Raw genomic sequence first — 20,812 nt, forward strand, 5'->3', positions numbered from 1 at the left:
TTTTTAAGGTTGCCCCTCGGAAGTGGCCTCTCTAACCTCTTAACGTCGCTGCCTAATCAGCGACCGGGTGTGGAAACCTGAACCTTTTAGTAGTGGCCTAGCTGAACATCGTGTTGCCGACGTCCTGTTTCGTCTGCAAACTGCGTTCTGGCAGCTGTGCGTGGGCAGGCTTCGGTCTGGCCGGGTCCTACTAACCGGTATTTCCACCCCGCGTACCGCTGCCACCTTATTGTCGTGTGGAAACGACATAGGGATGGCTCCAATCTTCAAGTAGGAGCATTGAATATGGACAAGTTGATTCCCGATCCGCCGTTCAACAGAACCAACCCTCTTTCCAGTTTCGACACCGTCGAAGAACTCCTCAAAGACCGCGCCGCTGCCGAGCGGGTGCTCGATCATTACCTCAACCCAAAGCCTCCAGAGCCCAGCACCGATCCGCGCATCGACAGCCTTTTCTCCGTGACCGCCAAAGCGGACGCCGACACGCTATTGACCAGCACCTGCGAAACCCTGGCCTCGGTAAAGGCCATGGCCGAGGATCTGGCCTTCGAGGTGGATGGCACGCGCCGTAGCGTGGCGCTGGGAATTCATCAGTTGGTGGAGTTGTGCCAGTTGCTGGTGGACAAGGCGCTGGATCAGCTTGAGGCGCCGGCCAGTCTGGTCGAGGCGTAGCGCAGGAATTGCAAGACGGACACTGACCTGTGGCGAGGGGATTTAGCGAGACGTCGCACCGCCCCGCTGGGCTGCGCAGCAGCCCCAACCCTGACACCTCGGTGTGCCAGGATAATTGAGGTCGCTGCCTTTGGGTCTGCTTCGCAGCCCAGCGGGGCGGTGCGACGTCTCGCTAAATCCCCTCGCCACAAAGGCATGTCACTGGGCTGGATATCTCTGTCAGGCCCGCATCACTGCATCAACACCTCAATCGCCCCATCCGCCGTCATGCTCACCTTGCTGGTGCCCGCTTCCACTTCAGGCGTGACGGACTCGGCATCCATGGACCCAGCTTTCATCATCATCGGTGCACGCATGTAGGGTTGTGGATAACCGTTGCTGTTGAGGTTCAGGTTGACGATTTTGTAGCCCTTGCCACCCAGGGCTTCGGTGGCCAGTTGGGCGCGGGCCTTGAAGGCGTTGACGGCGTCCTTGAGCAGGGCGTCTTCGCTGCTCTGGCGGGTGGCGGTGGAGATGGCGAAGTCCATGCCGCCCATTTTCATGTCGGTCAGCAGCTCGCCAGTGAGTTTGGACAGGGCGGCGAAGTCGGCGCTTTCCAGGCGCAGTTCGGCGCGTTCGCGCCAGCCGGTGATTTTCTGGCCCTTGCCGTCGTAGATCGGATAGCTGTTGCGGCTGCCCTGGCGCAGGGTGATGTCCTTGACTTCCTTGGCCTGGCCGATGGCTTTGTTCAGCGTGGTGCTGACGGCGGCGGCGAGCTTGGCCGGGTCGGTGTTTTGTTCTTCGGTGTAGAGCGTGACGATCATCAGGTCACGGGCCACTTCCTGGCTGGCTTCGGCGCGCAGGGAAATCTGGTTGTAGTGCAGTTCATCGGCGGCCAGGGCCGGCAGGCTGGCGACGGTGCCGAGGCTGAGGGCGAGGAGGGCGGCGGGGCGACTGAACGTGTGCATGAAAGCTCCTTGGGATGATGTGCAGGGGTAAGGTCCGGGCCTGCGTGAACGATAAGACTCTAGCGTTTGTGGTGTGGTTCGCCCAGTTACAACTTCTATACAGATGCATAAGGCCAATGAAGATCCCCTCGCTACAAGGTGATAGGTAGCGTTCAGGGGCTGTGGCGCTTTGCCGCATAGCTGCCGCTGCAACCCGTGCCTTGGTTATACTCCGTGCGATTCGCCTGGAGCGCTCATCAGGAGAGCTCATGCTCGCCCCTTTGCAAATGACTTCCGCCTCGCGCCAGAATCTCTGGCGGCTGACGTTCATCCGGATACTGGTCCTTGCGGCCCAGGCCGGGTCCGTGGGGCTCGCCTATTGGTTCCAGTTGTTGCCGCTGCCCTGGCTGCAACTGGCGATTACCCTGGTGTGCGCCTCGGTGTTGTGTGCGCTGACGGCCATTCGGCTGCGCGCCTCGTGGCCGGTGACGGAGCTGGAATACGCGGTGCAGCTGGCCTGCGACCTGTTTATCCACAGTGCCTTGCTGTATTTCTCCGGCGGTTCGACCAACCCTTTCGTGTCCTACTACCTGGTGCCGCTGACCATCGCCGCAGTGACATTGCCGTGGCGTTATTCGCTGATTCTTTCCGGTATCGCCCTGGCGCTGTACACCTTGTTGCTGGCGCGGTTCTATCCCCTGGAAACTTTCCCCATCGCTCGGGAGAACCTGCAGATCTACGGCATGTGGCTGAGTTTCGCCCTGGCCGCGTCCGTCATCACGTTTTTTGCCGCGCGCATGGCCGAGGAGCTTCGCCGCCAGGAAGAGCTGCGGGCCATCCGGCGTGAAGAGGGCCTGCGGGACGAACAGCTGCTGGCTGTGGCGACCCAGGCCGCTGGCGCCGCCCATGAGCTGGGCACGCCGCTGGCGACCATGAGCGTGCTGCTCAAGGAGATGCAACAGGATCATCCCGACCCGCTGTTGCAGGACGACCTCAGTGTGCTGCAGGATCAGGTCAAGCTCTGCAAGGAAACCCTGCAATACCTGGTGCGTGCCGCCGAGGCCAACCGCCGGCTGGCGATCGACATGCAGGACGTCACCGACTGGCTCGACGAGGCCCTGAATCGCTGGCACTTGATGCGCCCCGAAGCCAGTTACCGCTTCCAGTGCCTGGGCCATGGCCCGGTGCCACGCATGGCGCCGCCACCGGACTTGACCCAGGCCTTGCTGAACCTGTTGAACAACGCCGCCGACGCCTGCCCCGAAGGCCTGGAGGTGGCGCTGGACTGGAATGCCTACGAATTGACCATCAGCATTCGCGACCACGGCGCCGGTGTGCCGTTGGCCATCGCCGAACAGATCGGCAAGCCGTTCTATACCACCAAGGGCAAAGGCCTGGGCCTGGGCCTGTTTTTGAGCAAAGCCAGCGTGACACGCGCGGGCGGCTCGGTGAAACTCTACCCCCATGAGAGCGGCGGCACGCTCACCGAGCTGCGCCTGCCCCATGCCGACCGAGGAGACGAACATGAGTGACGAGATCCAAGTCGACGGCGAAGAACTGCCGCACCTGTTGCTGGTGGACGATGACGCCACGTTTACCCGCGTCATGGCCCGGGCGATGTCTCGTCGCGGCTTTCGCGTGAGCACTGCCGGCTCCGCCGAGGAGGGCTTGACCATCGCCCAGGCCGACCTGCCGGACTATGCCGCCCTGGACTTGAAGATGGACGGCGATTCGGGCCTGGTGCTGCTGCCCAAGCTGCTGGAGCTGGACCCGGAGATGCGAGTGGTGATCCTCACCGGTTATTCGAGCATCGCCACGGCGGTCGAAGCCATCAAGCGCGGTGCCTGCAATTATCTGTGCAAGCCGGCGGACGCCGATGACGTGCTGGCGGCGCTGCTGTCCGAGCACGCCGACCTCGACACCCTGGTGCCGGAGAACCCCATGTCGGTGGATCGCCTGCAGTGGGAGCACATCCAGCGGGTGCTGACCGAGCACGAGGGCAACATTTCCGCCACTGCCCGCGCCCTGGGCATGCACCGGCGCACCTTGCAGCGCAAATTGCAGAAGCGGCCCGTGCGTCGCTGAACCTGTGCTGAACGGATGTTGTCCACCCCCTCGCGACACAGCGGGCCGTTGCTCTATGATCGGCCCGACTCTTTCTCTTTATTGAGCTTTAACCATGAATCAGAACGCTGAATATTCCGCGGTCAACGATGCAGTGCGCGGCCAGTTTTTCCGCCGTGTCTGGCACATGACCACGCCGTACTGGCGCAGTGAGGAGAAGGGCAAGGCCTGGACGCTGTTGATCGCCGTCATTGCGCTGTCGCTGTTCAGCGTGGCGATTTCGGTGTGGATCAACAGTTGGTACAAGGACTTCTACAACGCCCTGCAAGAGAAGAACAGCGCGGCGTTCTGGCAACTGATCCTGTATTTCTGCGGCATCGCCGCCGTGGCGATCCTGGGCGCGGTGTATCGCTTGTACCTCACGCAGATGCTCACCATCCGTTGGCGGGCCTGGTTGACCGAGCAGCATTTTGCCCGCTGGCTCAGCAACAAGAATTACTACCAGCTGGAGCAGGGCGGCTACACCGACAACCCGGACCAGCGGATTTCCGAAGACCTCAACAGCTTCACCAGCAATACCTTGGGCCTGGGGCTGGGCTTGCTGCGCAACGTGGTCAGCCTGGTGTCGTTCTCGATCATCCTGTGGGGCGTCTCGGGCAGCATCGAAGTGTTCGGCTACACGATTCCCGGCTACATGTTCTGGTGCGCGCTGGTGTACGCGGCGGTGGGCAGTTGGCTGACGCACCTGATCGGCCGTCGCCTGATCGGCCTGAACAACAACCAACAGCGCTTCGAAGCCGACCTGCGTTTTTCCATGGTGCGGGTGCGCGAGAATGCCGAAAGCATTGCACTGTACAACGGCGAGCCCAACGAAAACCGTCGCCTGAGCGGGCGTTTCGGACTGGTCTGGCATAACTTCTGGGACATCATGCGGGTGTCCAAGCGCTTGACGTTCTTCACCTCCGGCTATGGCCAGATCGCGATCATCTTCCCGTTCATGGTGGCGGCGCCGCGTTACTTCGCCGGCAAGATCCAGCTGGGCGAACTCATGCAGATCAATTCGGCGTTCGGCAACGTGCAGGAGAGTTTCAGCTGGTTCATCAGTGCCTATACCGACCTCGCCGCGTGGCGCGCCACTTGCGATCGTCTGCTGAGTTTCCGCCAGGCCATGAGCGACAACGAAGAGCGCGTACCGGCTATCGACGTGCAAAACCAGGGTAACCAACTGAAGGTGCACAATCTGGGATTGGACCTGACTGACGGGCGACATCTGCTCAGCGATGCCGACATGACCGTTGGAGCCGGGGAGCGGGTGATGCTCAGCGGCCGTTCCGGTAGCGGTAAATCCACCCTGCTGCGGGCGATGGGGCACCTGTGGCCCACCGGGCATGGACGCATTGTGCTGCCGGCGACGCGTTATCTGTTCCTGCCGCAAAAGCCTTACCTGCCGATTGGCAGCCTGCGCGAAGTGCTGAGTTATCCACAGCCCGGCGACGTCTACCCCAACGAACGTTATGCACAGGTGCTCGAAACCTGCCGCCTGCCGCACCTGATCGTGCGCCTGGATGAAAGCAATCACTGGCAGCGCATGCTGTCGCCCGGTGAACAACAACGCCTGGCCTTCGCCCGTGCGCTGCTCTACGCACCGCTGTGGCTGTACATGGACGAAGCGACATCGGCGATGGACGAGGAAGACGAAGCGACGCTGTACCAGGCGCTCATCGATCAGTTGCCGGGGGTGAGCATCGTCAGCGTCGGGCATCGAAGCAGCTTGAAACGATTCCATCCACGACATGTACGTATCGAAAATGGCCAACTGCTGGAGCCTGCCGCAGTCACCTGATCGGCAGTCGAACACTGTTGTGGCGAGGGGATTTATCCCCGTTGGGCTGCGCAGCAGCCCTCGCCACAATCAGCAATCCTTGACGAGGCCCGCAGGGATACAGTGATCATACAACCACGTTACGCTATGATAATGCGCATTCAATCGCTTGCCGAGTAAGAAGCCCCATGGAAAACCCGATCGACATACCACGCTTTCCCCGTAAGCGCCGCAGCCTGGCGCAGGAGTTGGTGACGGTGCTGACCGAGCAGATCCGTGACGGCCTGCTCAAGCGTGGCGACAAGTTGCCCACCGAGTCGGCGATCATGGAGGCCCATGGCGTCAGCCGCACCGTGGTACGCGAAGCGATTTCCCGCTTGCAGGCGGCCGGCCAGGTGGAAACCCGCCACGGCATCGGCACCTTTGTGCTGGACACCCCCAGCCCGAGCGGTTTTCGAATCGACCCGGCCACGGTGGTCACCTTGCGTGATGTGCTGGCGATCCTGGAATTGCGTATCAGCCTGGAAGTGGAGTCCGCCGGGCTCGCCGCCCAACGCCGCAGCGACGAGCAACTGGCGACGATGCGCGCCGCCCTCGACGCACTGAACGAAAGTGCGACCCACGCCACCGACGCAGTGGCCTCGGACTTCGCTTTCCATCTGGAAATCGCCCTGTCCACGGGCAACCGTTATTTCACCGATATCATGACCCACCTGGGCACCAGCATTATCCCGCGTACCCGGGTGAACTCGGCACGCCTGGCCCATGACGACCAGCAACACTACATGGACCGCCTGAGCCGCGAGCACGAGGAAATCTACGAAGCCATCGCTCGTCAGGACTCCGATGCCGCCCGTGCCGCCATGCGGCTGCACCTGACCAACAGCCGCGAGCGGCTGCGCCAGGCCCACGAAGAAGCGCAAGCACAGGGCTGATCCCCGAGACCCCCTGTGGCGAGGGGATTTAGCGAAACGTTGCACCGCCCCGTTGGGCTGCGTAGCGGCCCCAAAAGTAGCGATGCCGTCCCTCTGACGCACCGAGGTGTCAGGGTTGGGTCTGCTGCGCAGCCCAGCGGGGATAAATCCCCTCGCCACAGGGTGGTCTACGTCCATGGCGACGTACCAGCAGCATGAGCTGGAGAACCTTACTTGACCTTCAAGCGAACCGGCGCCGAAACCATATCATCGCCATAGTCATCGGACTCGCTGAAATACCGATAGCGCAGTTCGACTACCTGGCCACGATACTTTTCCAGCCTGGCCTTGGGCACGGTCAGTTCCAGTTCGGTGAGTTTCTGGGCGTTGCCCTCGTCGTCATAGGTGACCAGGGACTTTCGATCGGACCATTCAACGGGTTCCGAACCGAGTACCGGGGCGACTTCCCACTCGTATCCGATCTTGTCCAGGTCCGGGATTGTGAATTTCAACCCGCCCTCCAGACCCGCCAGATCGATGGTGACTTCGTCTGTGTCCGGGAACTGGACGAGAACAGGCGTTTTATAGGTGCTCATAGTGTCACTCCTTGAGGGATCGACCGTGGCGTTTTGGCTTTAAAGCGCCCTTTGTGGAACTCAGGTTGCGGATTCCGACGGCACGCCATCAACCTAGTCTGTCCGGTAATCGACATGCTCGACACTGCCGTCGCTGTTCAGGTGGAATTCCTTGTAGATGACTTCGTAGGCGTGGTCGCTGCCTGGAAATACCACCCGATCGCCTACGTTGACGTGCAGGTCGAATTCGGCGAAATCCAGCGTCTGTTGTTTGGCTTCGTGGGTGTAGTGGAATCGATGTTGAGTCTTCATGGTTAGCCCTCCGCGACGGTTCAGGCTTTTTTAGCGCAAAGCCTGACGAGGCGAAACTGTCAAAGTCGACAGTGCGGATGAACGGCTCGCCGGACTTTTTCCCTCTCGATGACGAAATGCAGTTGACGTTCGTATTTTAAGTTGTACGATGACCTACAACTTCTGGCCGAAGCTTATCTCTCTCATACACATTTTGCGTCCCAGGGTGTTCGAATAATGAATCCACAAGAACTGAAGTCCATCCTCTCGTCTGGCCTGCTGTCGTTCCCGGTCACCGATTTCACTGCCCAAGGCGATTTCAATCGCGACAGCTACATCAAGCGCCTCGAGTGGCTGGCCCCGTACGGCGCCTCGGCCCTGTTCGCCGCCGGTGGCACCGGTGAATTCTTCTCCCTGGCCGCCAGCGAGTACTCCCAAGTCATCAAGACGGCTGTCGACACCTGTGCCACCAGCGTGCCAATCCTCGCCGGTGTCGGCGGTGCGACTCGCCAGGCCATCGAGTACGCCCAAGAGGCAGAGCGCCTGGGTGCCAAAGGGCTGTTGCTGCTGCCGCACTACCTGACCGAAGCCAGCCAGGACGGCGTTGCCGCCCACGTTGAAGCGGTGTGCAAATCGGTGAAAATCGGCGTGGTGGTGTACAACCGCAACGTCTGCCGCCTGAACGCCGTGCAGCTCGAACAACTGGCCGAGCGTTGCCCGAACCTGATCGGCTACAAAGACGGCCTGGGCGATATCGAACTGATGGTGTCGATCCGTCGTCGCCTCGGCGATCGTTTCAGCTACCTGGGCGGCCTGCCGACCGCTGAAGTCTATGCTGCGGCCTACAAAGCCCTGGGCGTGCCGGTCTATTCCTCGGCGGTGTTCAACTTCATTCCGAAAACCGCGATGGACTTCTACAACGCCATCGCCTGCGACGATCACGCCACGGTCGGCAAGATCATCGATGACTTCTTCCTGCCGTACCTGGATATCCGCAACCGCAAGGCCGGTTATGCCGTGAGCATCGTCAAGGCAGGCGCGAAGATCGTCGGTTATGACGCCGGTCCCGTGCGCACGCCGCTGACCGATCTGCTGCCGGACGAGTACGAAGCCCTGGCCGCGCTGATCGACAAGCAAGGCAAGCAGTAACAGACCCGACGAGCCGCTGAGCAATCAGCGGCTCGTTCCCATGCTCAGCGTGGGAGCGACCTCGGAACCAGACAGGCTATTTGTAAGGAGAAGCATCCGTGGCAGATGCAAAGCGTTTCGATAACTACATCAATGGTCAGTGGGTGGCCGGTGCCGACTATTGCACCAACATCAACCCGTCTGACCTGTCCGATGTCATCGGCGAATATGCCAAGGCCGACGCAGCTCAAGTCAATGCCGCCATCGAAGCCGCCCGCGCCGCGTTCCCGGCCTGGTCGACTTCGGGCATCCAGGCTCGTCACGATGCGCTGGACAAAGTGGGCAGCGAGATCCTCGCCCGCCGTGAAGAGCTCGGCCAACTGCTGGCCCGGGAAGAGGGCAAGACCCTGCCCGAGGCCATCGGCGAAGTGACCCGCGCCGGCAACATTTTCAAGTTCTTCGCCGGTGAATGCCTGCGCCTGTCCGGCGACTATGTGCCGTCGGTGCGTCCGGGCGTCAACGTCGAAGTGACCCGTGAAGCCCTGGGTGTGGTCGGTTTGATCACGCCGTGGAACTTCCCGATCGCCATCCCTGCGTGGAAAATCGCCCCGGCCCTGGCCTACGGCAACTGCGTGGTGATCAAGCCTGCCGAGCTGGTACCGGGTTGTGCCTGGGCCCTGGCCGAGATCATTTCCCGCGCCGGTTTCCCGGCCGGTGCGTTCAACCTGGTGATGGGCAGCGGCCGCGTGGTCGGTGACCTCCTGGTCAACAGCCCGAAAGTCGACGGCATCAGCTTCACCGGTTCCGTGGGCGTGGGCCGGCAGATCGCCGTCAGCTGTGTGTCGCGCCAGGCCAAGGTGCAGTTGGAAATGGGTGGCAAGAACCCGCAGATCATCCTCGACGACGCCGACCTCAAGCAGGCTGTCGAACTGGCTGTGCAAAGTGCGTTCTACTCCACTGGCCAACGCTGCACGGCTTCAAGCCGCCTGATCGTCACCGCCGGTATCCACGACAAGTTCGTCGCGGCCATGGCCGAGCGCATGCAGTCGATCAAGGTCGGTCATGCCCTGAAGGCGGGTACGGACATCGGACCGGTGGTTTCCGAAGCCCAACTCAACCAGGACCTGAAGTACATTGACATTGGCCAGAGCGAAGGTGCGCGGCTGGTCAGTGGTGGTGGCCTGGTGACCTGCGACACCGAAGGCTATTTCCTGGCGCCGACCTTGTTCGCTGACAGCGAAGCGGCCATGCGCATCAGCCGTGAAGAAATTTTCGGCCCGGTGGCCAACGTCGTGCGCGTGGCCGACTACGAGGCTGCGCTGGCGATGGCCAACGACACCGAGTTCGGTCTGTCCGCCGGTATCGCCACCACGTCGCTCAAGTACGCCAACCACTTCAAGCGTCATTCCCAGGCGGGCATGGTGATGGTCAACCTGCCGACGGCCGGCGTGGATTACCACGTGCCGTTCGGCGGGCGTAAAGGTTCGTCCTATGGTTCGCGTGAGCAAGGTCGCTACGCGCAGGAGTTCTACACCGTGGTGAAGACCTCCTACATCGGCTCGTAACACGCAGCACCGGTCGGCGCTGAAACCGGCGCCGACCGCACAAATTGATTTCCCGTATAAAAATAAATAGTGGAAGTAGATTAAATGCAAGAAACCAAGCCGACTCGCGTCCGCTATTTGATCCTGCTCATGCTGTTTTTGGTGACGACGATCAACTACGCCGACCGCGCAACTATCGCCATCGCAGGCTCCAGCCTGCAGAAAGACCTCGGCATTGACGCCGTTACCCTCGGTTATATCTTCTCCGCTTTTGGTTGGGCCTACGTGGCCGGGCAGATTCCCGGCGGCTGGCTGCTCGATCGTTTCGGTTCGAAAAAGATCTATGCGCTGAGCATTTTCACCTGGTCGCTGTTCACCGTGCTGCAAGGCTATGTGGGTGAATTCGGCCTCTCCACCGCCGTGGTTGCGCTGTTCATGCTGCGCTTTCTGGTCGGGCTGGCTGAAGCGCCATCCTTCCCAGGCAACGCCCGCATCGTCGCGGCCTGGTTCCCCACCGCGGAACGCGGCACCGCCTCGGCGATCTTCAACTCGGCGCAATATTTCGCCACGGTGTTGTTCGCGCCGTTGATGGGCTGGATCGTCTACCGCTTCGGCTGGCAGCACGTGTTCATCGTGATGGGCGTGGTCGGCATCGTGTTCTCGCTGATCTGGCTCAAAGTGATCCACAGCCCGCGCCAGCACCCGATGATCAACGAAGCCGAGTTCAACCACATCGCCGCCAACGGTGCGATGGTCGACATGGACCAGGACAAGGGCAAGGAGAAGAAGGCCGACGGTCCGAAATGGGATTACATCCGCCAACTGCTCACCAATCGCATGATGCTCGGCGTGTACCTGGGCCAATACTGCATCAACGGTATCACCTACTTCTTCCTGACCTGGTTCCCGGTGTACCTGGTTCAGGAGCGCGGCATGACCATCCTCAAGGCTGGTTTCATCGCGTCCTTGCCGGCGATCTGCGGTTTCATCGGCGGCGTGCTGGGTGGAGTGATTTCCGATTACCTGCTGCGCAAGGGTCACTCGCTGACCTTCGCCCGCAAGGCGCCGATCATCGCCGGCCTGCTGGTGTCCAGCAGCATCGTGGCCTGCAACTATGTCGAAATCGAATGGATGGTGGTGGGCTTCATGGCCCTGGCCTTCTTCGGTAAAGGCGTGGGCGCGCTGGGCTGGGCCGTGGTGTCCGATACGTCGCCAAAACAGATCGCCGGTTTGAGCGGTGGCCTGTTCAACACCTTCGGCAACCTGGCGTCGATCACCACGCCAATCGTCATCGGCTACATCATCAGTGCCACCGGCTCGTTCAAGTGGGCGCTGGTGTTCGTCGGTTGCAACGCCTTGGTGGCGGTGTTCAGCTATCTGGTCATCGTCGGGCCGATCAAACGTGTCGTGCTCAAGGAACCTACGGCCAAGGATGCCGACCTCGCCAGCCTGTCTGAAGTCAAATCCTGAAGGAGCGGCACCGATGCAATTGATTGAACATGCCGATTCCCCCCGTTATATCCGCCTGCACGAGCGGGACAATGTGGTGATCGTCGTCAATGACCAGGGCGTGCCGGCCGGGACCGAGTTCCCGGACGGTCTGGTCACCGTGGACTTCGTGCCCCAGAGCCACAAGGTCACGCTGCAAGACATTCCCGAGGGCGGCGAGGTGATTCGCTATGGCCAGGTGATTGGCTACGCGTTGCAACCGATCCCCCGTGGCAGTTGGGTCAAGGAAGACCAGTTACGCATGCCCACCGCGCCACCGCTGGACAGCCTGCCGCTGTCCACCGACGTACCGGCGGCCGATGCGCCGCTGGAGGGTTATACCTTCGAAGGCTACCGCAACGCCGACGGTACCGTCGGCACGCGCAATATCCTGGGGATCACCACCACGGTGCAGTGTGTGACCGGGGTGCTGGATCATGCGGTCAAGCGCATCAAGGATGAATTGCTGCCCAAGTACCCGAACGTCGACGACGTGGTAGCGCTGACCCACAGCTACGGCTGTGGCGTGGCGATCACCGCCACCGATGCATACATCCCGATCCGCACCGTGCGCAACCTGGCACGCAACCCGAACCTGGGTGGCGAGGCGCTGGTGATCAGCCTGGGTTGCGAGAAATTGCAGGCCGGCCAGGTGATGCATGAGAATGACAGCTCGGTGGATCTCAGCGAGCCATGGTTGTATCGCTTGCAGGACTCCAGCCACGGCTTCACCGAGATGATCGAGCAGATCATGGAGCTGGCTGAAACCCGCCTGAAGAAACTCGACCAGCGCCGTCGTGAAACCGTGCCGGCTTCGGAGTTGATCCTGGGTATGCAGTGCGGCGGCAGCGATGCGTTTTCCGGCATTACCGCCAATCCGGCCCTGGGCTATGCCTCGGACCTGTTGCTGCGCGCCGGGGCGACGGTGATGTTTTCCGAAGTCACGGAAGTGCGAGATGCCATCTACCTGCTGACCTCCAGGGCGCAAACCCGGGAAGTCGCCGAGGAGCTGGTGCGTGAGATGGACTGGTACGACCGTTACCTGGCCAAGGGCGAAGCGGATCGCAGCGCCAACACCACGCCGGGCAACAAAAAGGGTGGGCTGTCGAATATCGTCGAAAAATCCCTGGGCTCGATCGTCAAGTCCGGCAGCAGCGCGATCAGCGGCGTGCTCGGTCCTGGCGAGCGCTTCAAGCAAAAGGGCCTGATCTTCTGTGCCACGCCGGCCAGCGATTTTGTCTGTGGCACGCTGCAACTGGCGGCGGGGATGAACTTGCACGTGTTCACCACCGGCCGTGGCACGCCGTACGGTCTGGCGATGGCTCCGGTGGTGAAGGTCTCGACCCGTACTGAACTGGCCCAGCGCTGGCCGGACCTGATCGACATCGACGCCGGTCGGATTGCCACGGGTCGTGCCTCGATCGAGGAACTGGGTTGGGAGCTGTTCCACTATTACCTGGACGTGGCCAGCGGCAAGAAGCAGACCTGGGCGGAACGGCATAAGCTGCACAACGACATCACCTTGTTCAACCCGGCGCCGATTACCTGATCTGACGTTGTCGTTGATCGTTCCCACGCTCTGCGTGGGAATGCAGCCAGGGACGCTCCGCGTCCCGAGAGCCGAACGCGGAGCGTCCGTTGAGGCATTTCCACGCAGAGCGTGGGAACGATCGGTGGGAAAGTGGCTTATCATTAGCCACCTAACGACACCCCTCTCAAGGTCTCCGGCATGCTGGCAATTTTCCTCGAAACCCTGAACATCACCGCGCCGGTGTTTGCCATGCTGTTTCTGGGGGCGTTGCTCAAGCGCATCGACTGGATCAACGACAACTTCATCCACATCGCCTCGTCCCTGGTGTTCAACGTCACCATGCCGGCGCTGTTGTTCCTCGGCATCCTCCATGCCGACCTGCATGCGGCGTTACAGCCGGACCTGCTGATCTATTTTTCCATCGCCACCCTGGTGAGCTTTGCCATGGCCTGGGGCTGGGCGATCTGGCGTTGCCCGCGGGAAGATCGCGGCATCTACACCCAAGGCGCGTTTCGTGGCAACAACGGGGTCATCGGCCTGGCGCTGGCGGCGAGCATGTATGGCGACTATGGGATTTCCCTGGGGGCGATCCTCGCGGCGTTGGTGATCCTGTTCTACAACACCTTGTCGACCATCGTGCTGGCGGTCTATAGCCCGGTGATCAAGTCCGACCCGTGGAGCATCTGCAAAAGCGTGTTCAGCAACCCGCTGATCATCAGCGTGATCATCGCCGCGCCGTTTGCCTATTGGCAGATCGGCCTACCAAACTGGTTCGAGACGTCAGGCAAGTACCTGGCGCAGATGACCTTGCCCCTGGCGCTGATCTGCATCGGCGGTACGCTGTCGCTGGCGGCGTTGCGCAAGAGTGGCAAGATGGCCATGAGTTCGAGCCTGGTGAAGATGGTCGGCCTGCCGGTGCTGACCACCCTGGGCGCCTGGCTCTGGGGCTTTCGCGGGGCGGAATTGGGGATTCTGTTCCTGTACTTCGGCAGCCCGACTGCCGCCGCCAGCTTCGTCATGGCTCGCGCCGCCGATGGCAACCATGAACTGGCGGCGGCGATCATCGTCATCACCACGTTGATGGCGGCGATTACCACCAACCTGGGGATCTTTGTGTTGCAGTGGGGTGGGTGGATCTAGGCTTTTGTGGTGCGCTTGAGGTCCAATCGCGAGCAGGCTCGCTCCCACATTCGACCGCATTCCTTCTGAAAAACCCGATCAACTGTGGGAGCGAGCCTGCTCGCGATGGCGCCAGTCCATACAGCCCCAATCCCGCGCTTTACTCCGGCTTCTGATACGCCTCGATCACTTCCTGCGCCGCCCGAAACGCATCGATCGCCGCCGGCACCCCGGCATACACCGCGCAATGCAGCAACGCTTCGCGAATCTCCTCCACCGTGCAGCCGTTGTTCAGCGCGCCACGCACATGGCCTTTGAGCTCCTGGGGGCATTTGAGGGCAGTGAGGGCGGCGAGGGTGATCAGGCTGCGGGTTTTCAGGGGCAGACCCTCGCGGCTCCAGACGCTGCCCCAGGCATGTTCGTTGACGAAGTCCTGCAGGGGTTGGGTGAATTCGGTGGCGTTGCCCAGGGCGCGGTCGACGAACGCATCGCCCATTACCTGGCGACGCATGTCCAGGCCGGTCTTTGGGGTGTCGGTCATGGCAAATCCCTCTTGTGGTGTTGGCGGCGCCAGGCGCGCACCGAGGTGAACAGCAAGAATACGAGCAGGACCGGCAGCACGTAGAACAGCATCAGCCGCTCCAGTTGGCCAGCCAGGGGCATGCCGGTGGTGAACGACATCACATGGAGCCCATAGGCCAGGTACAAGCCCAGGAGCAACAGACCTTCGGCGCGGGTGACCCGGTACCCGGAGTAGAACACCGGCAGGCACAGCACCGCCACGCCGAGCATTACGGGCAGGTCGAAATCCAGCGCGTTCGGCGAAACCGAAAGCGGCGTCGGTGCGAGAAGGGCGGTCACCCCGAGTACCCCCAACAGGTTGAACAGGTTGCTGCCGATCACGTTGCCCACTGCGATGTCGCGCTGGCCCCGCAGAGCGGCGATCAGCGAGGTCGCAAGCTCCGGCAATGAGGTGCTGACAGCGACGATGGTCAGGCCGATGATGCGTTCCGAAAGTCCCAGGTCGGTGGCGACTTCCACCGCCGCGCCCAGCAGCAGATGTCCGGCAAAAATCAGCATAGCCAGACCCGCTGCGATCATCGACAGGCTCTTGAGCCAGGACGCTGGTGTCACCTTGACCGCTACGGCATGGGGACGCCCGGAGTGCCGTGACTGACGCAGCAACAAGCCCAGGTACACCGCCAGGGCGATCAGGAGCAGCACGCCGTCCAACCGCGTCAGCTCTTCGTTCCAGGCCAGCACGAACACCAACAGACTGGCGCCGATCATCAGGGGGATGTCCAGGCGCACCAGTTGGCGCGAGACCCGCAATGGAATGATCAGCGCCGACAGGCCGAGGGTCACGAGGATGTTGAAGATGCCGCTGCCGATCACGCTGCCGACGGCGATGTCGGCGTTCTGCGTCAGGGTCGCTTGCAGGCTGACGGCCATCTGTGGCGCGCTGCTGCCGAAGGCGACGACGCTCAGGCCGATGATCAGGGGGCGTACTTGCAAGCGCGCCGCCAGGCCGACAGCGGCCCGCACCAACAACTCGGCGCCGACGATCAGCAACAGCAGGCCACCGAACAGTTCGATCAGGCTGAACAGCGGTAAATCGGCGAGTAGGGAAATGGCCGGGCTCCGTCTATCAATCGTCGAGGGCTTGGACGCGGACCCGCGCGGTGCCGGTGCGCAACATGCCCAGTTGCTCGGCGGCTTCACGGGACACGTCGATCAGGCGGCCTCGGGTATACGGGCCGCGGTCGTTGATACGGACCACGACACTGTCATTGTTGCCCAGGTTGGTGATTTTCACCCGTGTGCCGAATGGCAACTGGCGATGGGCTGCAGTCAGGCTGTGCTGGTCGAAACGCTCGCCACTGGCGGTGCGCTTGCCGTGGTGTCGGGCGCCGTAATAGGAGGCCACGCCTGTCTGGTCGTAGCCGTGTGGATCGACCGTCCCGCTCTGGCTGGCGCAACCGGCCAGCAGGGACAGCAGGGCGCAGGCGCCGAGAAGACGCTTCATTCTATGACCCCATGATCGTTCCCATGCTCTGCGTGGGAATGCAGCCCGTGACGCTCTGCGTCACAAAAAGCGGACGCGGAGCGTCCAGTGAGGCGTTCCCACGCGGAGCGTGGGAACGATCACCGTCCATAAGTCAGCCCTCGAGCTTGCTTTTCAGCAGTTCGTTGACCTGTTGCGGGTTGGCCTTGCCCTTGGAGGCTTTCATGGCCTGGCCGACGAAAAAGCCGAACATCTTGCCACGCTTGGCTTCGTCCGCTGCACGGTACTGTTCGACCTGCTCGGCGTTGGCCGCGAGCATCTCATCGAGTACGGCGGAAATGGCACCGGTGTCGGTGACCTGCTTCAAGCCGCGCTTCTCGATGATCTCGTCGGCGCTGCCTTCACCATTGGCCATGGCTTCGAAGACCATCTTGGCGATCTTGCCGGAGATGGTGTTGTCCTTGATCCGCAGCAGCATGCCGCCCAGTTGCTCGGCCGACACCGGCGACTCGTCGATTTCCAGCCCCTGCTTGTTCAGCAGGCTGCCCAGTTCGACCATCACCCAGTTGGCCGCCAGCTTGGCGTCGCCGCCGATGCCGACGACTTTTTCAAAGTAATCGGCTTGTTCGCGGCTGGTGGCCAGGACGTTGGCGTCATAGCTCGACAGCCCGAACTGCGCCTGGAAGCGCTCGCGTTTCTGCGGTGGCAGTTCCGGCAGGGTGGCGCGCACGTCGTCGAGGAACGAATCTTCGATCACCACCGGCAGCAGGTCCGGGTCGGGGAAGTAACGGTAGTCGTTGGCTTCTTCCTTGCTGCGCATCGGACGGGTCTCGTCCTTGTTCGGGTCGTACAGGCGGGTCTGCTGGATGACCTTGCCGCCGTCCTCGATCAGTTCGATCTGGCGTTGGATCTCGCTGTTGATCGCCTTCTCGATGAAGCGGAACGAGTTGACGTTCTTGATCTCGCAGCGCGTGCCGAATTCCGCCTGGCCCTTGGGTCGGATCGATACGTTGCAGTCGCAGCGCAGCGAGCCTTCGGCCATGTTGCCGTCGCAGATGCCCAGGTAGCGCACCAGTGCGTGGATCGCCTTGACGTAGGCCACGGCTTCCTTGGCGCTACGCATGTCCGGTTCGGAGACGATTTCCAGCAGCGGCGTGCCGGCACGGTTCAGGTCGATGCCGGTGGCGCCGTTGAATTCTTCGTGGAGGCTCTTGCCGGCGTCTTCTTCCAGGTGCGCCCGGGTGATGCCGACACGCTTGACCGTGCCGTCTTCCAGGGCGATGTCCAGGTGGCCCTTGCCGACAATCGGCAGTTCCATCTGGCTGATCTGGTAGCCCTTGGGCAGGTCCGGGTAGAAGTAGTTCTTGCGGGCGAACACGTTGTGCTGGCCGATCTCGGCGTCAATCGCCAGGCCGAACATCACCGCCATGCGCACCGCTTCGGCGTTAAGCACCGGCAGCACGCCAGGCATGCCCAGGTCGACCAGGCTGGCCTGGGTGTTGGGCTCGGAGCCGAACGTGGTGGAACTGCCGGAAAAGATTTTCGACCGGGTGGTGAGCTGGGTGTGAATCTCCAGCCCGATCACGACTTCCCATTGCATGTGTTTCTCCTCAGAAGCCGGTTGGGGTGCGGGTGTGCCAGTCAGTGTTCAACTGATACTGGTGAGCCACGTTGAGCAGGCGGCCTTCCTGGAAGTACGGCGCGAGCAACTGCACGCCCACCGGCAGGCCATCGACGAAACCGGCCGGCATGGACAGGCCCGGCAAGCCGGCGAGGTTGGCGGTGATGGTGTAGACGTCTTCCAGGTAGGCAGCGACCGGGTCGCTGTTCTTGGCGCCGAGTTTCCAGGCCGGGTTCGGCGTGGTCGGGCCGAGGATGATGTCGACCTCGTTGAAGGCGGCCATGAAGTCGTTCTTCACCAGGCGGCGGATTTTCTGCGCCTTGAGGTAGTAGGCGTCGTAATAGCCGGCGGACAGCGCGTAAGTCCCGACCATGATCCGCCGCTGCACTTCGGCGCCGAAGCCTTCGCCTCGGGAGCGCTTGTACAGGTCGATCAGATTTTCCGGGTTTTCGCAGCGATAGCCGAAGCGCACGCCGTCGAAACGCGACAGGTTCGAGGAGGCCTCCGCCGGGGCGATCACGTAGTACGCGGGAATGGCGTGTTGCATGTTCGGCAGGCTGATTTCCTTGACCACGGCGCCGAGCTTTTCCAGCTCCTTGACGCTGTTGTGGATCAGGTCGGCGATGCGTGGGTCGAGGCCGGCGCCGAAGTACTCCTTCGGCACGCCGATGCGCAGGCCTTGCAGCGAGCCGCTGAGGCCGGCGCTGTAGTCTGGCACCGGTTCATCGATGCTGGTGGAGTCGTTCGGGTCGAAGCCGGCCATGCCTTGCAGCAGCAGCGCGCAGTCTTCGGCGGTGCGCGCCAATGGGCCGCCCTGGTCGAGACTGGAGGCGTAGGCAATCATGCCCCAGCGCGACACGCGACCGTAGGTGGGCTTGAGGCCGGTGAGGTTGGTGAACGCCGCGGGCTGGCGAATCGAGCCGCCGGTGTCGGTAGCGGTAGCGGCCGGCAACAGGCGCGCGGCCACGGCGGCGGCGGAACCGCCGGACGAACCGCCCGGTACGTGTTCCAGGTTCCAGGGGTTCTTCACCGGGCCGTAGTGGCTCGACTCGTTGGCCGAACCCATGGCGAATTCGTCCATGTTGGTCTTGCCCAGGGTCACGGCGCCAGCGGCTGCGAGCTTGGCGACCACGGTGGCGTCGTAGGGGGCCTTGAAGTTGTCGAGCATCTTCGAGCCGCAGCTGGTGCGCACGCCCTGGGTGCAGAACAGGTCCTTGTGGGCGATCGGCGCGCCGAGCAGGGCACCGCCTTCACCGTTGGCACGGCGGGCGTCGGCCGCCTTGGCCTGGCCCAGGGCCAGCTCTTCGGTCACGCTGATGAAGCTGTTGAGCTGCGGGTCGAGCTGGGCGATGCGTGCCAGCAGGGTTTTGGTCAGCTCTTCGGAGGAAAACTTTTTATCGGCGAGTCCGCGGGCGATCTCGGCCAGTGTCATGTGATGCATGAGAGGCTCTTTCCCTTTAGTCGATGACTTTCGGAACCAGGTACAGGCCGTTTTCGACCGCTGGCGCGATGGACTGGTAGGCCTCGCGGTTATTGGGTTCGGTCACGACGTCGGCGCGCAGGCGCTGGCTGGCTTCCAGAGGGTGGGCCAGCGGTTCGATACCGTCGGTATTGACCGCCTGCATCTCGTCGACCAGCCCCAGAATGCTGTTCAGGGCTGAAGTGATGTGTGGAAGATCGGCTTCATTGAGGCCCAGACAGGCCAGATGAGCGATTTTTTCCACGTCGGAGCGTTCAAGCGCCATGGGATTCTCCAGTGGAAAACAGAACAGACGCAGTCTGTCCGTGTGTTAGATTGTCGGAACACTACCGCATTTCTATGGTCCAGTGCCCTGTGTCATAAACAGGGCACTGGCCGCGATTGTAGGGTTTGGTGCACAGAAAAGCGGCCAATTTAACATATTGGCGCCTTGCCCAAAATCCCTGTCGTTGTTAGAGTTTGCCGCACTTTTTTACCCACGCGTTGCCTAGGGTCCCTTTCCCATGTTCAAGAAACTGCGTGGCATGTTTTCCAGCGATCTTTCCATTGACCTGGGCACTGCCAACACCCTTATTTACGTGCGCGAGCGCGGTATCGTCCTGAATGAACCCTCGGTCGTGGCCATCCGCACCCACGGTAACCAGAAAAGTGTCGTGGCTGTTGGTACCGAAGCCAAGCGCATGCTGGGCCGTACACCGGGCAACATCGCAGCCATTCGTCCGATGAAAGACGGCGTGATCGCCGACTTCAGCGTCTGCGAGAAGATGCTGCAGTACTTCATCAACAAGGTTCACGAAAACAGTTTCCTGCAGCCCAGCCCTCGCGTGCTGATCTGCGTTCCATGCAAGTCCACCCAGGTGGAGCGTCGTGCCATCCGTGAATCGGCCCTTGGAGCCGGTGCCCGTGAGGTGTTCCTGATCGAAGAACCAATGGCCGCGGCCATCGGTGCCGGCCTGCCGGTGGAAGAAGCCCGAGGCTCGATGGTCGTCGACATCGGAGGCGGCACCACCGAGATCGCGCTGATCTCCCTCAACGGTGTGGTCTATGCCGAATCCGTGCGTGTGGGCGGCGACCGTTTCGACGAAGCGATCATCACCTACGTGCGTCGCAACTACGGCAGCCTGATCGGCGAGTCCACCGCCGAGCGCATCAAGCAGGAAATCGGCACGGCCTACCCGGGCGGTGAAGTCCGTGAAGTCGACGTTCGTGGCCGTAACCTGGCCGAAGGCGTTCCTCGGGCCTTCACCCTGAACTCCAACGAAGTGCTGGAAGCGCTGCAAGAGTCCCTGGCGACCATCGTCCAGGCGGTGAAGAGCGCCCTGGAGCAGTCGCCACCGGAACTGGCATCGGACATCGCCGAGCGCGGCCTGGTGCTGACCGGTGGTGGCGCATTGCTGCGTGACCTCGACAAGTTGCTGGCCCAGGAAACCGGCCTGCCGGTGATCGTTGCCGAAGATCCGCTGACCTGCGTTGCCCGTGGCGGTGGCCGTGCCCTGGAAATGATGGACAAGCACACCATGGACCTGCTCTCCAGCGAATAAGTCTCGCCGGGTCCATGTTGTTCGTCTACGGGCAGCACTTTGCAGTGCTGCCCGTAGGCGTTTATCTTCTGTCATTCGTATCCAGGCCGGT

20 protein-coding genes are annotated in these 20,812 nt (G+C 61.9%); 11 read left to right on the forward strand and 9 right to left on the reverse strand.

The window, feature by feature from the left end:
- Nucleotides 1–285: 285 nt before the first annotated feature.
- Nucleotides 286–672 (forward strand): DUF6124 family protein, encoded by a 387-nt coding sequence (locus ACODTO_RS02705; protein WP_489105935.1) that lies wholly within the window; start codon nt 286–288, stop codon nt 670–672.
- 230 nt (nt 673–902) lie between these two features.
- Here the strand turns inward: ACODTO_RS02705 and ACODTO_RS02710 are convergent, their stop codons facing one another.
- Nucleotides 903–1,619, reverse strand: coding sequence for an SIMPL domain-containing protein (locus ACODTO_RS02710; protein ID WP_464710401.1), 717 nt, complete (start codon nt 1,617–1,619; stop codon nt 903–905).
- A gap of 248 nt (nt 1,620–1,867) precedes the next feature.
- On the opposite strand from ACODTO_RS02710, the gene ACODTO_RS02715 reads away from it, so the two are divergent.
- From ACODTO_RS02715 to ACODTO_RS02730, 4 genes are all read left to right on the forward strand, one after another.
- Nucleotides 1,868–3,130 (forward strand): ATP-binding protein, encoded by a 1,263-nt coding sequence (locus ACODTO_RS02715; protein ID WP_139645732.1) that lies wholly within the window; start codon nt 1,868–1,870, stop codon nt 3,128–3,130.
- On the forward strand, nt 3,123–3,683 hold the full coding sequence (locus ACODTO_RS02720) for a response regulator transcription factor (RefSeq protein WP_003177957.1): 561 nt from the start codon (nt 3,123–3,125) through the stop codon (nt 3,681–3,683). The genes ACODTO_RS02715 and ACODTO_RS02720 overlap by 8 nt, the downstream gene beginning before the upstream one ends.
- Nucleotides 3,684–3,777: 94 nt before the next feature.
- Nucleotides 3,778–5,505 carry an ABC transporter ATP-binding protein/permease gene (locus ACODTO_RS02725; protein ID WP_139645734.1) on the forward strand — a complete coding sequence of 576 codons (1,728 nt, stop codon included), beginning with the start codon at nt 3,778–3,780 and terminating at the stop codon, nt 5,503–5,505.
- A 167-nt stretch (nt 5,506–5,672) separates the two neighbouring features.
- A complete protein-coding gene (locus ACODTO_RS02730; protein WP_139645737.1) occupies nt 5,673–6,419 on the forward strand; it encodes a FadR/GntR family transcriptional regulator in 747 nt (248 codons plus the stop codon).
- Nucleotides 6,420–6,628: 209 nt separating this feature from the next.
- Here the strand turns inward: ACODTO_RS02730 and ACODTO_RS02735 are convergent, their stop codons facing one another.
- The gene (locus tag ACODTO_RS02735) at nt 6,629–6,994 is read right to left on the reverse strand and encodes a hypothetical protein (RefSeq protein ID WP_139645738.1); all 366 of its coding nucleotides are present in this window, start codon (nt 6,992–6,994) and stop codon (nt 6,629–6,631) included.
- 93 nt (nt 6,995–7,087) lie between these two features.
- Nucleotides 7,088–7,285 (reverse strand): hypothetical protein, encoded by a 198-nt coding sequence (locus tag ACODTO_RS02740; RefSeq protein WP_139645740.1) that lies wholly within the window; start codon nt 7,283–7,285, stop codon nt 7,088–7,090.
- A gap of 216 nt (nt 7,286–7,501) precedes the next feature.
- Between ACODTO_RS02740 and kdgD the strand changes: the two genes are divergently transcribed.
- The 5 genes from kdgD (at nt 7,502) to ACODTO_RS02765 (ending at nt 14,095) form a co-directional block, all read left to right on the forward strand.
- Nucleotides 7,502–8,413 (forward strand): 5-dehydro-4-deoxyglucarate dehydratase, encoded by a 912-nt coding sequence (kdgD, locus tag ACODTO_RS02745; RefSeq protein WP_489105936.1) that lies wholly within the window; start codon nt 7,502–7,504, stop codon nt 8,411–8,413.
- Nucleotides 8,414–8,511: 98 nt separating this feature from the next.
- Complete coding sequence (locus ACODTO_RS02750) at nt 8,512–9,957, forward strand: aldehyde dehydrogenase family protein (RefSeq protein ID WP_139645742.1); 1,446 nt, start codon at nt 8,512–8,514, stop codon at nt 9,955–9,957.
- Between the two features lie 84 nt (nt 9,958–10,041).
- Nucleotides 10,042–11,406, forward strand: a complete 1,365-nt coding sequence (locus tag ACODTO_RS02755) for an MFS transporter (protein WP_139645744.1) — start codon at nt 10,042–10,044, stop codon at nt 11,404–11,406.
- 13 nt (nt 11,407–11,419) lie between these two features.
- The gene (gene garD, locus ACODTO_RS02760) at nt 11,420–12,973 is read left to right on the forward strand and encodes a galactarate dehydratase (protein WP_139645746.1); all 1,554 of its coding nucleotides are present in this window, start codon (nt 11,420–11,422) and stop codon (nt 12,971–12,973) included.
- A gap of 180 nt (nt 12,974–13,153) precedes the next feature.
- Nucleotides 13,154–14,095 carry an AEC family transporter gene (locus tag ACODTO_RS02765; protein ID WP_139645747.1) on the forward strand — a complete coding sequence of 314 codons (942 nt, stop codon included), beginning with the start codon at nt 13,154–13,156 and terminating at the stop codon, nt 14,093–14,095.
- 139 nt (nt 14,096–14,234) lie between these two features.
- Here ACODTO_RS02765 and ACODTO_RS02770 read toward each other — a convergent pair whose 3' ends face one another.
- The 6 genes from ACODTO_RS02770 to gatC all read right to left on the reverse strand — a co-directional run bounded on the left by ACODTO_RS02770 (nt 14,235) and on the right by gatC (nt 19,445).
- Entirely contained in the window at nt 14,235–14,615 is a 381-nt protein-coding gene (locus ACODTO_RS02770; protein ID WP_041024440.1) for a carboxymuconolactone decarboxylase family protein, read from the reverse strand.
- Nucleotides 14,612–15,673 (reverse strand): calcium/sodium antiporter, encoded by a 1,062-nt coding sequence (locus ACODTO_RS02775; RefSeq protein ID WP_139646125.1) that lies wholly within the window; start codon nt 15,671–15,673, stop codon nt 14,612–14,614. The genes ACODTO_RS02770 and ACODTO_RS02775 overlap by 4 nt, the downstream gene beginning before the upstream one ends.
- Nucleotides 15,674–15,722: 49 nt before the next feature.
- Nucleotides 15,723–16,100 carry a septal ring lytic transglycosylase RlpA family protein gene (locus tag ACODTO_RS02780; protein WP_047699503.1) on the reverse strand — a complete coding sequence of 126 codons (378 nt, stop codon included), beginning with the start codon at nt 16,098–16,100 and terminating at the stop codon, nt 15,723–15,725.
- Between the two features lie 133 nt (nt 16,101–16,233).
- Nucleotides 16,234–17,679, reverse strand: a complete 1,446-nt coding sequence (gene gatB, locus ACODTO_RS02785; RefSeq protein WP_041024438.1) for an Asp-tRNA(Asn)/Glu-tRNA(Gln) amidotransferase subunit GatB — start codon at nt 17,677–17,679, stop codon at nt 16,234–16,236.
- A 10-nt stretch (nt 17,680–17,689) separates the two neighbouring features.
- Complete coding sequence (gatA, locus tag ACODTO_RS02790) at nt 17,690–19,141, reverse strand: Asp-tRNA(Asn)/Glu-tRNA(Gln) amidotransferase subunit GatA (RefSeq protein ID WP_139645750.1); 1,452 nt, start codon at nt 19,139–19,141, stop codon at nt 17,690–17,692.
- Nucleotides 19,142–19,157: 16 nt separating this feature from the next.
- A complete protein-coding gene (gatC, locus tag ACODTO_RS02795; protein ID WP_053152244.1) occupies nt 19,158–19,445 on the reverse strand; it encodes an Asp-tRNA(Asn)/Glu-tRNA(Gln) amidotransferase subunit GatC in 288 nt (95 codons plus the stop codon).
- Between the two features lie 238 nt (nt 19,446–19,683).
- Here gatC and mreB point away from each other — a divergent pair, with 238 nt between their 5' ends.
- The gene (gene mreB, locus ACODTO_RS02800) at nt 19,684–20,721 is read left to right on the forward strand and encodes a rod shape-determining protein MreB (protein WP_002555108.1); all 1,038 of its coding nucleotides are present in this window, start codon (nt 19,684–19,686) and stop codon (nt 20,719–20,721) included.
- Nucleotides 20,722–20,812 lie beyond the last annotated feature (91 nt).

The sequence above is a fragment of the Pseudomonas sp. FG13 genome (assembly GCF_057809755.1).